The organism is Stanieria cyanosphaera PCC 7437 (assembly GCF_000317575.1).
GTDB lineage: Bacteria > Cyanobacteriota > Cyanobacteriia > Cyanobacteriales > Xenococcaceae > Stanieria > Stanieria cyanosphaera.
This window is the reverse complement of record NC_019765.1, coordinates 94,210-106,077: the sequence shown is the minus strand read 5'-3', so window position 1 is coordinate 106,077 and position 11,868 is coordinate 94,210. Positions and strand designations below refer to the sequence as shown.

General features: G+C 37.5%; 12 protein-coding genes. 9 read left to right on the top strand and 3 right to left on the bottom strand.

Going from position 1 to position 11,868, the window contains the following annotated elements:
- Positions 1-197 precede the first annotated feature (197 nt).
- Both STA7437_RS22585 and STA7437_RS22580 read right to left on the bottom strand, forming a co-directional pair.
- The gene (locus STA7437_RS22585; protein ID WP_015211955.1) at positions 198-755 is read right to left on the bottom strand and encodes a COP23 domain-containing protein; all 558 of its coding nucleotides are present in this window, start codon (positions 753-755) and stop codon (positions 198-200) included.
- Positions 756-788: 33 nt separating this feature from the next.
- Complete coding sequence (locus STA7437_RS22580; RefSeq protein ID WP_015211954.1) at positions 789-1,919, bottom strand: S1C family serine protease; 1,131 nt, start codon at positions 1,917-1,919, stop codon at positions 789-791.
- Between the two features lie 269 nt (positions 1,920-2,188).
- Here STA7437_RS22580 and STA7437_RS22575 point away from each other — a divergent pair, with 269 nt between their 5' ends.
- The 3 genes from STA7437_RS22575 to STA7437_RS22565 all read left to right on the top strand — a co-directional run bounded on the left by STA7437_RS22575 (position 2,189) and on the right by STA7437_RS22565 (position 4,872).
- Complete coding sequence (locus tag STA7437_RS22575) at positions 2,189-2,953, top strand: FHA domain-containing protein (RefSeq protein WP_015211953.1); 765 nt, start codon at positions 2,189-2,191, stop codon at positions 2,951-2,953.
- A gap of 49 nt (positions 2,954-3,002) precedes the next feature.
- Positions 3,003-4,235: an RNA-guided endonuclease InsQ/TnpB family protein gene (locus tag STA7437_RS22570; RefSeq protein WP_015194629.1), complete on the top strand. Its 1,233-nt coding sequence runs from the start codon at positions 3,003-3,005 to the stop codon at positions 4,233-4,235.
- 79 nt (positions 4,236-4,314) lie between these two features.
- A complete protein-coding gene (locus STA7437_RS22565; protein ID WP_015211952.1) occupies positions 4,315-4,872 on the top strand; it encodes a Uma2 family endonuclease in 558 nt (185 codons plus the stop codon).
- Between the two features lies 1 nt (position 4,873).
- Here STA7437_RS22565 and STA7437_RS22560 read toward each other — a convergent pair whose 3' ends face one another.
- Complete coding sequence (locus STA7437_RS22560; protein ID WP_015211951.1) at positions 4,874-6,259, bottom strand: serine/threonine-protein kinase; 1,386 nt, start codon at positions 6,257-6,259, stop codon at positions 4,874-4,876.
- 201 nt (positions 6,260-6,460) lie between these two features.
- Between STA7437_RS22560 and STA7437_RS22555 the strand changes: the two genes are divergently transcribed.
- The 6 genes from STA7437_RS22555 to STA7437_RS22530 all read left to right on the top strand — a co-directional run bounded on the left by STA7437_RS22555 (position 6,461) and on the right by STA7437_RS22530 (position 11,804).
- Entirely contained in the window at positions 6,461-7,351 is an 891-nt protein-coding gene (locus STA7437_RS22555; RefSeq protein WP_015211950.1) for a S1 family peptidase, read from the top strand.
- 120 nt (positions 7,352-7,471) lie between these two features.
- On the top strand, positions 7,472-8,257 hold the full coding sequence (locus STA7437_RS22550; protein ID WP_015211949.1) for an SPFH domain-containing protein: 786 nt from the start codon (positions 7,472-7,474) through the stop codon (positions 8,255-8,257).
- Positions 8,258-8,441: 184 nt separating this feature from the next.
- A complete protein-coding gene (locus tag STA7437_RS22545) occupies positions 8,442-8,798 on the top strand; it encodes a hypothetical protein (protein ID WP_015211948.1) in 357 nt (118 codons plus the stop codon).
- Between the two features lie 129 nt (positions 8,799-8,927).
- Positions 8,928-10,676: a VWA domain-containing protein gene (locus STA7437_RS22540; RefSeq protein ID WP_015211947.1), complete on the top strand. Its 1,749-nt coding sequence runs from the start codon at positions 8,928-8,930 to the stop codon at positions 10,674-10,676.
- Positions 10,677-10,716: 40 nt separating this feature from the next.
- Complete coding sequence (locus tag STA7437_RS22535; protein WP_015211946.1) at positions 10,717-11,058, top strand: hypothetical protein; 342 nt, start codon at positions 10,717-10,719, stop codon at positions 11,056-11,058.
- Between the two features lie 89 nt (positions 11,059-11,147).
- Positions 11,148-11,804, top strand: coding sequence for a hypothetical protein (locus tag STA7437_RS22530; protein WP_015211945.1), 657 nt, complete (start codon positions 11,148-11,150; stop codon positions 11,802-11,804).
- The last annotated feature ends 64 nt before the right edge of the window (positions 11,805-11,868 follow it).

The following is an 11,868-nucleotide window of genomic DNA, read 5'->3' as shown; positions in this document are numbered from 1 at the left end:
ATCACTCGATAAACAAACAGAAGTGTGGAAAAGCTAACTATGTCTGAATAAACTTAATTGTTTTGTAGTGGCGTGCCTAGACTAAAATGGTAAGTTAATATTCTTGTACTGATTAACTGCCCCCAAATTTGGAGGTCGGGGGACTAAAGTTAATTTGCATTATTTGACACAACAGAATATAAAAATTACGACATTATTCAATCCTCTACTGCGGGAGCATTTAACAAAAACTCATTCATGGGAACGTAAATCTGCGATCCCGAACTTTGATATAAAGGAGGTGCATCTCCTCCTCTTCTTTCCAAAATATCCATCAAACTTTTGAGCGCATCATCCCCATCTGCTTCCCGTTTGAGTTGAAACAATTGATTTTCTGCGTTACAAGTCTCCCCATTTTGGGTTCCTACGGCACAAATCACAGGATAAGCACCGACTTTACCATGAGTTAAATAATTAAGGCGGTTATTATCAAGAAAAGTTTGAAATTTGGGGGTTACTTCTTCGCACCGTCTTTGACCATCCCAACCAGCTTCTTCAAAATGAGCAGATTTCCAATAAATAATCGGGACATTTTGATTTCGCTGGGGAACCCAGGCTATAGTGGCGGGAATCTCTGAGCCAGCAGCACTATCAAACATAGCTTTACAAAAAAAGCTTACTCGATCTTCAGAAGCAGATTGACTAAAACTAGGAATGGCAGCAGTAATAATAGCAGTTGCTAGGGCAATGCCCAAAACAGGTTTGAGTTTCATCATTTTTTTTCTTAGTATTAATTAATAAAATTTGCTTCAAAACTCCGAAGAAGTGTCATTAGAAAGGGCTTGCAAATTGTAAGTGCCGTATTCTCCGTTGTAGGGAGATTGAGCAATAATTACATAAAAACCGTCTTCTTTTAGAGTAGTTTCAATCCTGGCGTTCAAACTTCCTGGATTAAAATCATCATTTTCATCAACTTTATATTCTGGCTCTATTTCTCCTTTGGGAGATATCTGCGCTTTAACCAGCACTAAAGCCGAATTAATTTCTTCGCTAACCATATCGATAGTGACTTGTTGACCCGCACGCCCTTCAAAAATGTAATAAGAAGCTCGATTTTCTTCGGATAAACTATCTGAAATTGTTTGACCGTTCAAAGTAATTTCTCTAAAGTTTGTTTCACTTTTTCCTGTTGGTCGAGTAGATACGGGAGAAATATTGTCTTGTTTTACTGCGGTGATAAAAGAAATTAATTTATCGACGGGGATAGCAAAATTCATTCCTGTATTAAGCTTTCCAGTTTGTACTATTCCTTCAGAGTTGACACCAATGACTTCTCCTCTATCATTGAGCAAAGGTCCTCCAGAATTACCACCAAAAATAGCAGCATCGTGTTGTATATGGTCAAATTTATCTCGGTCGATCTTAGTCACGTTGCCTTGGGTAAACGAATTTTGAAATTGAGAATCTAACGGAGTACCGATCGCAAAAACAGGTTCGCCCACTCTAACAGAATTAGGCTGTGCTAGAGTAACGGTGGGTAATTTTTTTGATTGATAAACTTGCAAAGCAGCTAAATCTAATCCTCCTTTGGCAAAACCAACCACATCCGCCGAAGCTTGACTACCATCGGCAAACACTACCGTTACCACCTTCGGAGCGTCTTCGACTACGTGAGCATTGGTAAAAATCAAACCATCTTCGCTGTAAATAAATCCACTACCAATTGCCGAACCAGTTTTGATAGTCACCACAGCGGGATTGACTTCTTCAAAAATTTGACTGGCATCTTTAGATGGACTATTTTGTGCTAAGACAGATTGAGAAACATTTTCGAGCATACTTGGCAGAAACTTTGATTTTTCTACCCTGTAGTCTCCCAATAAAGTTCCAGTAGTTAAAAGTACCAAAGCTCCTAATTTAAAAATTTTAATATCTTGCATTTTCGCTCTAGTAAGTTTTTCACTTATAGATGAAATTATTATTCGGATGTATTTCTAATGAAATCTCAGTAATCGTGATAATACAGCTTTTACCATCTAATTACAATCAACTTAAATCTGACTAAATAAAGATTAAATATTGTTTCAATCTTGCCTGGGGTCTATAAATGATAGATTCGATTTGATGAATAAATTTATTGGTTTATTCATTAACTTTTTTGAAATAAGTATTAAAAAAAAATTAATATTCTTGTCTATAGCACGATAATATGAATTCCGAATATCCTTTTTTAGAAGTTACCAAACCAGATGGCTCGCAATACACAATCGAGCTAGAAAATATTATTACCAAGCAAACAACAGCCGAAATTTATATTTCTCTTGGCAGACAAAGTAACAATCATATCGTTCTACCCGACCCCCACAAAACAATATCTAGAAATCACTGTTCTTTCCAATACAAAAACAATCGCTGGTGGATCGTAGACGAAGGTAGTTCTAACGGAACTTTTCTGCAACGAGAAATAGACCGACCAGAAATCGATGTGCGTTCTGAAGACAAAATTTCCCTGAGAAGTGGCGACTATATCTTGATTTTGGGAGAACTCAGTCCGTCGGAACAACCTATTTTCTGGCGGTTGGAATTTATCGATCCTGGAGAAACCAGCCAGATATCGAGTAGGGAAACCATCCACAGTATCGAATACAGCCTCAGCCAAAAAACTTTGTTTCGTAATCTTGCCCGTCGTCGAGATTCTATATCTTTAGGGGAACAAGAACGTTGTTTAATCGATTATATGAGTCGCAAAAATCATCAGAATAGCGATCGCCCCTCAATCTGTGAGTATGATGAATTGATCGAAGCAATTTGGAATGAAGATAGTTTCGGCAGAAATAGAAGCCATATCAACCACTTGGTTTGGCGAATTAGAGACAAAATCGAACTAGATTCGGGAGAACCTCAATTCCTTAAAACCGTCAAAGGTAGGGGCTATTCTTTGGATATTAAAATTATCGAAAAAAATTGGGTTTAAGACCTCGTGCTTCAGCACGGCTTTACAGAATTTGTGATAATATGTAAGCATGACCGAACGTGCTTTCAAATACCGATTTTACCCAACTGCCGAGCAAGAAAATCTCCTGCGACGGACAATGGGTTGTGTTCGTTTGGTCTATAACAAAGCTCTGGCTGCAAGAACCGAAGCTTGGTATAGCAAACAAGAAAGGGTTGACTATAAGCAAACCTCTGGCTTGCTGACTAACTGGAAGAAAACCGAAGACTTGCAGTTTCTTAATGAAGTTAGCAGTGTACCTTTGCAGCAATGTTTGAGACATTTGCAAAAAGCTTTTTCTAACTTTTGGAGTAAAAGAGCTAATTACCCTCGGTTCAAGAAAAAACGTAACGGTGGTTCGGCAGAGTTTACCAAAGCAGCTTTTCGCTACAAGGAAGGTAAGCTTTGGTTAGCTAAATGCGAAGAACCATTGAATATAGTTTGGTCGAGGTATATTCCTCAAGGATGTGAACCTTCGACTGTTACTGTTAAACTCGAACCCTCTGGTAGATGGTTCGTATCTTTGTTGGTTGATGACTATACCGTAGAGGTACTTCCACCAACAGACAAAAAGATTGGGTTGGATGCTGGAGTTACCAGTCTTGTCAGTACCAGCGATGGTGAGAAGATAGTTAACCCAAAACATTTTAATCGGCTGTATAAAAAGCTCAAAGCAGCGCAAAAGGAACTGAGTCGGAAAACCAAAGGCTCTAGAAACCGAGAAAAAGCGCGACTTAAAGTAGCTCGAATACACGCCAAAATAAAAGATGCTCGTACTGATTTTCTGCACAAATTGACTACTCGCTTGGTTCAGTCTAATAGCCTGATAGCTATTGAAGACTTGGCAGTTAGAAACATGGTCAAAAACCGTAAGCTGGCTCGTTCGATTAGCGATGCAGCTTGGGGTGAGATGCGAGCGCAACTGGAATATAAGTGCGAGTGGTACGGACGAAAACTGGTCAAGATTGACCGCTTTTTTCCAAGCAGCAAACGATGTCAATGCGGTTTCGTAATTGAAAAATTGCCTTTGAATGTTCGCAGTTGGGACTGCCCTAGCTGTATGACAATAGGCATTGACAGGGACATCAACGCTGCAAAAAACATACTCGCTGCGGGACTCGCAGTGATCGTCTGTGGAGCGGACATAAGACCTGATAACCATAGTGTTAAAGGAGCGAGTGCGGTCTTGGGGGTTTCCCCCACTCGCCTTTCGCGTGGGCAGTTGCGGAAAACTCGAAAGAGAAAGAAACAGAAACCCAAATAGTGATGTTTGGGAATCACCGCACTTCTAGGGCGGTGAGGATGTCAATCCATAAGAGTTTTAAAAAAACACAGATAAAACAATGCACTCTTCTGTAAACTTACTCACTGTAGAAGAATACTTCAAATTAGAGCAAAATGCTGAAATTCGTCATGAATACGTAGCGGGACAAATCTTTGCAATGGCTGGTGCTAGCGAAGAACATAATTTGATTGTTACAAATTTTATATCCTTATTACGTCCTCACTTAAGAGGGAGTTCTTGTCGCGCCTTTGTTTCCGATATGAAAGTAAAAGTTAAATTGCCAACAGCCGACATATTTTATTATCCCGATCTCTTAGTCACCTGCGATCCCAATGATAGTGCCAAGTATTTTAAAACCAGTCCCAAACTAATTGTAGAAGTCCTTTCTGAGTCTACCGCTACTACAGATCGCAGAGAAAAAAGAATCAATTATCAAACTCTGGAGAGTTTAGAAGAATATGTCTTAATTGCTCAAGATGAGATGAAAGTCGAAGTTTATCGTCGAGACAACCAGGATAACTGGACAGTAGAAACTTTAGGCAAAAGCGACAATTTACACCTAACTTCAGTTGGATTGAGTTTAACAATGGCAAATCTTTACGAAGATGTGTTTTAAATTAAAATCCACAAGCATCGAACCGCGACAATAACATTTCCCGTTCGCGAATACGTAAATCTTGTTTGTTATCGGCTACTTTACCTGGAGTAGGAAGAAAACCCGATGGGGTTATGGTCGTATCGATCTGATTGAAATTAAAGTCGTTGTATCTTTTCCAAGTACCAAAAATTCTCCAACCAACTTCATTGCCAAATGTTTCATAAGTAGATTCGATATAGCGATCGAATTCATTTCCTGTTTCTAAATAAGCTTTTTTTTGGGGAGTATAACCAAAGCGTCCATTACTATTCTGCATCCACAATTCATCGATTTTTTGCAGTGAGTTACAAGGGAATTTTTGAATTGATTCGGCATCTAAAGTACTCTGTTCTCCTGCAATTTTGAGAATAAGGTTATCTGTTTCTGTATTAGCTTGTTGCCATTGCTCGTTTTGTAAATATGTTGCCAAGCCAGTATAGTTAGGCTTATTCATAAAAGTCAAAACAGAAATCCCCGCACCAGTCAGTCCTATAGCTCCTAATAAAAGCGATAGTAGTTTTACTTTTGATGGGATTTTTTGAATTAGATTGAGTGCCTCTAAAGCTTCATCAGCATCGGAAAATCTTTGTTTGTATTGAAAACTAACCATCCTATTTAAAAGACTCTTGAATCGTGGATTGATTTTGAGGTTAAGTTTATTCCACATTGTTTCCAACTCTTCGGAATTTTGAGGTATTTTTGTAGGCGATAAACCAGTGACAGCCTGAATACCCAATAATCCTACTGCATAGATGTCACTATACTTTCCAGGTTTTCCCATTGCTTGTTCTGGTGGCATATAAGCAGGGGTACCAATACCATCCGATAGTAAAGATATATTAGTACTTCCGTGTTGATTTACGGTTAAAATTTCTTTTACCGCACCGAAATCAATGAGAACTAATTTGCCATCCTTTTGACGACGCATGATATTGGCGGGTTTAATATCGCGGTGTATCGTATTTTCTTGATGGACTAAAGACAAAATTGCTAAAAGTTCTCGAAGAAACTCAATCGTTTCGGTTTCACCCCATCTTTTACCTAACTTAAATTCAGAAGTTAAATTTCGACCTTCAATTAATTCCTGCACTAAAAAAAACTCTCCATCTTCCTCAAAATGAGAAAAAAGACGGGGAATGCGATCGTGTTCTCCTAAGCGAGATAAAACGATTGCTTCAATTTCAAATAATTTTTTAGCTTTGGCTAAACTCGCAGCATCTCTATTTATGGGATATAAATGTTTGAGAAGCCGACGGGGTTTGCCAGGAAAGGCAAGATCGATAACGATATAGGTATGACCAAAACCACCTTTATCGATTTGTTCAATAACCTTGTATTGTTTAAATAAAACTTTACCGACTAGCATTAAATTATTCAAAAACTAAGAGATTTTTGAGCGTGTAACTAAAAGTTAGTGTTTTGCAGCTTCATCATATTTTAGATTGGTCTTATAATTTTTGGAATAAAGTTTCGCGATCGCAATCGTAAAATTATTTCTGCGATTATGCAACATTTTCTTAAATCGTACCGATAAGAGAGATAGGTATTAGTAAAAAGAAATTGCCAGATGAATGAAAAAAGATTAATGCAAGTATTACGATCTTGCCGAAGGCGAGGTGCGATCGCTCTTAAATTAATTTTAGTACAGTTAATTGTAATAACAAGAGTAATGTATGAGAAAAAAAACAAAAAATCTAAATCAAAAAAGAGCTTTATAGGACATATAGTTATTATAATGCTAGTAGTTTTAGTAACGATTAATTATACTCTAGCTCAAAATTTGAATAACAGTTATCTTAAAATAAAAAGTAATTTTGAGATGGCTAATAATCAAGAAAAAACTCCTCAAGAAATCTATGAAAAAGCCAACAAAGCAATAGTTACCATCAAAACAGATAATAATATTGGTAAAGGTTTCATTGTCGAAGCAGGAAGATCTTGTGATCATTCAGAGTTTGCAGTAATTACTAACAATCATATTGTCGAAGATAACTGGAAAATCAAAGTGATTCTTGCTAATGGAGAAGAATACTCTGGATATGTTTTTAAAACAGATGAACAAGCTGATTTAGCAGCTATTTCTTTCAAACTGCCACTATTACCATCTTTTCTGGCTCAAAAAAAATCTTTACCTACTTTAGATACATTATTTTTCCCTTTTATGTTTTTCAATTATGCTAGAGTAGGCGAACCTGTATATACTATCTATTCATCTGAAAAAACGAGTAATTCTTTTGCAGCAGGAACTATTTCTAGTATCGATCCAGAATTGGGTATATTACACGATGCATTTATCACTCATCTTGATAGCTCTGGTAGTCCTTTACTAAATTTTCAAGGACGCGTAATTGGAGTAAACAGTGGCAAATCGGAAGCTGGACTCAATCACGCTGTTTCTTTGGAAAAAATAGAAATATTTGTCAATCCTTTTGTAGTTTCTAAAATATGTTTCAACTAAATCTTAGGGTAGTGATTTTTTAGTCTCGTATACTAAAAATTTACCCCTCTTGTTTTTGCAACTTCATCTTTTTTAAAATCAATGCATCGCTTACAAACACCATTTTAATTGGAGAAAACAATGGAAATGCTATTTATTATTATAATTGTGGCAATAGTAATAATACTATTATCCATCAGAATTTGTAACCAATGGGAAGATATTTTAATCTTTACTTTAGGACGGTTATCTAAAACAGCTAAACCTGGAATGTATCTCTGTTTCCCAATTATTCAGACAGCACAAAAGGTAGACAAAAGAACAATTACATACACCGTACCGCTACAAAAAGGATTAACTAGAGACAATATTCCTGTAGAAGTTGATGCCATTTTATTTTATAAAGTTCGGGATTCTAAAGTAGCAGTTTTAAATGTCGATAACTATCATCAAGCTACTCAACTAGCGGTTCGTTCTTCGATTAGAGATATGGTAGGTAAATCGAGTTTAGATGAATTACTATCCCAAAGAGATAAAATTGGCGATATCGTGATGGAACACATCGCTGAATTTGTCTGTCAGTGGGGAATCTTAATTGTCGGCGTAGAAATTAAAGATGTGATAGTTTCCAAAGAATTAGAAGAAGCTATCTCCCGTGAAGCAGCAGCAGAACGAGAAAAAAGAGCCAGAGTTAAACTAGCAGAAGCAGAAGAACTAACAGTCGATGCGATTGCCAAAGCTGCCGAAAAATATGCAAAAAACCCCGTTTCATTACAGTTACGTGCGATGAATATGCTATACGAAATGTGCATGGAGGGCAAATCAACGATGTTATTCGTTCCTACTAATAATTCTGGTACTGCTATGCCTACCCCTTTAGGAATTGAAAGTATCGATACTTGGCTAGAACGTAGTCATTCAAAGTAAATATTGCCCTTAAATAATTGCCAGCAGGTTCGGTTAAAGACCGAACTTTTTTTTAGGAAAAAATCAAGACAAAAATTACAACTTTCAAGTCTTCAACACCGAAGTAATTAAAGAGAGTCTAGCAATTCGCTTTTAGAGCGATCGCTATTACTAAAACAATAATTTACTGAAGGTGCAATGAAACATGAAAAAGCTCGGATATTTTGTCTTATTTGCCCTACTTATGATGTTATTTCCCATTCAATGCAAAGCTCCAGATGTACCGCCAGGTGCAGTAGGAATTGGATTGGGAGTTGAGTTTGGCGCGCCAAAAATTGTTCCTCTAACTGGCACTACTCAATTTATCGACTATCAAGGAGAACAGATTGTCATTTTAGAAAGAGACAATTTTAATGTTTACACGCTCTTTACCCCAGAATTTATCAATTACCAAAAAGATTGTGAAATCATGGCTAGGGTAAGTCTGTGGGCAATCATTTTTCAATTACTTCGACAAAATGATTATATTTGGTCTTACGACACAGAAGTTAGTTGTCCTTAAAATTTGCTTGCATCGATGCAACAAATTAGTTTTTTACACCGATTAATAAATTAGATGCGAATAATGGCGAGATTTCCTCGCGATTTTCGACCGAGTTGTTGAATAATTTAGTTCTTAATCGATAAATAAATGAACAAAAAACATCTTAAGATAACTCGATGGTTATTATATTTTGTAGTTACTTTATTGCTGTGTCTATCGTCTTTATGGGCTTGTAGCCCAGATACAAAGCAAGTATTACTATCGCCATCGGATACAATAACCCAAATAAACAAACTGGTCGATAATATTACGGTAAATCCCAGTCCTTTACCTGAGATACTTCCGATATCTGACACTCCAGCAATTACCGAACCGATTCCTAACCTAGAAAATTATCCCGTTTATGGAGCAAAAAACACCAACAATGTTGATGTCATCCCTTTAGAAATTTATAGTTCACCAGAAAAAGCCAATCCAGACTCTTCTACTGAAGATTTCCTGATTGAAGCTGTAGATGAATTTAATGCTCAAAACCAAACTATTGATGGTCAGAAAATAGAGGTAAGCATTCGTTCAATTCCCTCTGGTGCGGGAGCGAGATTAATTGCAGCAGGAGCGACTAAACCTAACGCCTATAGTCCTTCTAATAGTCTTTGGCTATCGATGCTACAAGCCCAAGGAATTGATTTTAAGACGATCGCACCTCAACTCGTTCCTAATACTGCGGGTTTGGTACTTTCCGAATCAGCCTATCAAAAACTAGCCAAAGACGGAGAAGTAACCTTTGATCGCGTTTTAGATGGGATTTTAGCGGGTAATTTAACTGTCGGCTATGCCAACCCCTATGAAAGTTCTACGGCAATTAATTTACTCTATTCTACTTTTTGGCGTGGTGCGGGGCATCATCTCGATGGTAAACCTCTAACTAAAAGCGATCTCAATTCTCAGCCAGTTAATTCTGTCTTCGAGACGTTTCAAAATCGCGTGTTAGTAACGACTACGACAACTCTAGACTTGCTCGAAATCTATCAGCGCGAACCCGATAAATTAGATGCTTTCCCTTTGGAGTACCAAAATTACCTCAATCTCAAACAACAGCCAGAATTTAAAAACCTTCACTTTGTCAGCTTTGGTGTAGCTCACGATAATCCTCTAGTCACTTTTAGTTGGAATAGTCCCGAACAAGAAGCTGCGTTGACTAAATTTACTCAATTTGTTCTTTCCACAAAAATGCAGCAACTGGCAACTAAAGATAGCTTTGTTCCCGTACAAAATGCAGCGACAGATTCTCCTCCCCAACCTAATGGAGAAATTTTACTAGCAGCACAAAAATACTGGAAACAACGTAAGGATTTGGGTAGAACCGTTTATATGGAATTGGTCGTCGATGTATCTGGCTCTCTAGAAGGCGAACCAATTAACTCTCTCAAAGAAGCTTTACGAGTAGCTACGACAGAAATTAATCCAGGTAACGAAATTGGATTAATTTCCTTTGCCGATACACCTACTCGCATCGTCGATTTGAATGCCTTTGACCAAAATCAACAGCAACGACTTTTAGCAGGGATCGATAGCCTTCAAGCAGTGGGTAGTACGGCAATCTATGACGGTTTGGTCGTGGGTTTGGCAGATTTACTAGCCAAAAAAGAACGCGATCCCAATGGGATCTTCTATCTACTACTTCTCAGCGACGGCGATCGCACTACGGGTTTGGAATTCGACCGAATTCGGGATGTCGTGGCTAATGCGGGAGTCAGAATCTTACCAATTGCTTACGGCGAAGTCAATTACCAAGAACTAGAAGCGATCGCAGCTTTTAGCGAAACTACTGTCAAAGACGGTAATCCAGATAACGTCAAAGAACTCATGCATCAAATTTTTCAAACTCAAATGTAGTATGAATATTTTCAATAAATCGTTGAATCGAGAGTTGTCGATGCTTATAGCTGGAAGTTGTACTGCTTTCGTTTTAACTTGGTTACTATTTAATTGGTTAATTGTTCCCCAAGTTACTATCATTATCGACCGTAGCTATTGCCAACCCCAGCAATGGCAAGAACAAGTAGTCAAGGCTTACGAACGGCTTTATAACCAACATCCTTCTCGTTTAAAAATCGAGCGCGTAGTTTCTTTTAGCGACTGGGGAATAGAAAGCTTTCCCCAAATTCCCTCACCACACAAGATCGAAACTTTAGCAACTTTTGGCAGACAAAACCAGCAATTGCGCCAACAGCTTGAAGCCAAATACGATTCCTTTCAGATTTTGAGTTGTAACTAAACTCAAAACAAACAAAAGGCAGGAGCTAACACTATTAAAATCCTGCTTTTTTGTCATCTATGCAGTGTTCAAAATGAGGCAAATAACTGATGATTTCTTTTTTTTTAGCAAATTGGCAACAAATTAAGCCTTTCAATCAAACTTATGTTTTAATTGCGGTTCTTAGTTTGAGTTATGTTATTTTTATTTTCTCTCTGGGTTTTCATCCTCTAGCTTTGATCGTAGGATTGGCGATCGCGCTATTAACTTTGGTAATCTGGAGCGTAATTATTCCAGCCAAAATTACTCGATTTAACGCACAAAACCAAGCCGATCTCTTGATTCCCAAAAACTTTGAAAATGAATTAGCACGATGCGATCGCCTACTGGGAAAAGATCGGGTTTTTTCTCAATGGCAAGCTACATTATCTTCAGTTAGAGAAATTCATGTTTTAGCTCGAGATATTCACCAAAGCGATCGCATTTTGTTACCAGAACTATTAGAAATCCTTCATTTTGTTCTTCATCTTTGTCGAGAGATAGCTAATTCTCTTGTTGCTCTAAAAAAGGTTAAAACCAGTGCTAGTTCACAACAAATTACTCAACATTTGCAATTAAAGCAGTCTCAGTTACAAGAAATTTATCAAACTCTATCTCAATTAAAAGATAAACTGTTGATTGCTGGTTTAGAAGTTAATAGTACAGTAACCACAAATAGTCTCAAACAATTGTTGGAATCAATTAATATCGACTGCGAAAATTTATAGAGGGAGCGAGTCAAATGTGGGAAATAAAAGGGTTTGCAGCGTCAACAGCACAATTGGATCGGAC

Bases quoted from the DNA above. Each gene is read 5' to 3' on its own strand.
- STA7437_RS22585 (WP_015211955.1), bottom strand. From the start codon at position 755: ATGATGAAACTCAAACCTGTTTTGGGCATTGCCCTAGCAACTGCTATT.
- STA7437_RS22580 (WP_015211954.1), bottom strand. From the start codon at position 1,919: ATGCAAGATATTAAAATTTTTAAATTAGGAGCTTTGGTACTTTTAACT.
- STA7437_RS22575 (WP_015211953.1), top strand. From the start codon at position 2,189: ATGAATTCCGAATATCCTTTTTTAGAAGTTACCAAACCAGATGGCTCG.
- STA7437_RS22570 (WP_015194629.1), top strand. From the start codon at position 3,003: ATGACCGAACGTGCTTTCAAATACCGATTTTACCCAACTGCCGAGCAA.
- STA7437_RS22565 (WP_015211952.1), top strand. From the start codon at position 4,315: ATGCACTCTTCTGTAAACTTACTCACTGTAGAAGAATACTTCAAATTA.
- STA7437_RS22560 (WP_015211951.1), bottom strand. From the start codon at position 6,259: ATGCTAGTCGGTAAAGTTTTATTTAAACAATACAAGGTTATTGAACAA.
- STA7437_RS22555 (WP_015211950.1), top strand. From the start codon at position 6,461: ATGAATGAAAAAAGATTAATGCAAGTATTACGATCTTGCCGAAGGCGA.
- STA7437_RS22550 (WP_015211949.1), top strand. From the start codon at position 7,472: ATGGAAATGCTATTTATTATTATAATTGTGGCAATAGTAATAATACTA.
- STA7437_RS22545 (WP_015211948.1), top strand. From the start codon at position 8,442: ATGAAAAAGCTCGGATATTTTGTCTTATTTGCCCTACTTATGATGTTA.
- STA7437_RS22540 (WP_015211947.1), top strand. From the start codon at position 8,928: ATGAACAAAAAACATCTTAAGATAACTCGATGGTTATTATATTTTGTA.
- STA7437_RS22535 (WP_015211946.1), top strand. From the start codon at position 10,717: ATGCTTATAGCTGGAAGTTGTACTGCTTTCGTTTTAACTTGGTTACTA.
- STA7437_RS22530 (WP_015211945.1), top strand. From the start codon at position 11,148: ATGATTTCTTTTTTTTTAGCAAATTGGCAACAAATTAAGCCTTTCAAT.